Here is a 287-nt window from a genome sequence, read left to right as displayed (position 1 = left end):
GCTGCGGGAAGATCGCGGCGAGGCTCGCCCGCAATATTTGTCCGCTCTTGGCGTCGGAACGTTGGTCGGAGGTCGCCGAGAAGCGCGCGCGACCGCCGAAGATCAGGCGCTTGTCCGGCGAGAGCCGGAAGTAGTTGCCGATGTTCATCGAGGTCACGCATGTCCGGTTGCCCGGCATGGTCGCGGCGATCTCGGCCTCGCTCAACGGCCGCGTTGCGATGATGAAGCTGCCGACGGAGATGATCCTGCGGCGGAAATAATTGAAATTCGGCGTGGTATAAGCGCCG

At 63.4% G+C, this 287-nt stretch carries 1 protein-coding gene; it reads right to left on the bottom strand.

Annotated elements, in window-relative coordinates:
* Positions 1–287, bottom strand: a 287-nt coding sequence (locus EN874_RS33250) for an FAD-dependent oxidoreductase (protein ID WP_135884751.1), incomplete at both ends; no start/stop codon positions are given.

The sequence above is a fragment of the Mesorhizobium sp. M1D.F.Ca.ET.231.01.1.1 genome, from assembly GCF_003999155.2.
Taxonomy (GTDB): Bacteria; Pseudomonadota; Alphaproteobacteria; order Rhizobiales; family Rhizobiaceae; genus Mesorhizobium.
This window is presented reverse-complemented; position numbering and strand designations above follow the sequence as displayed.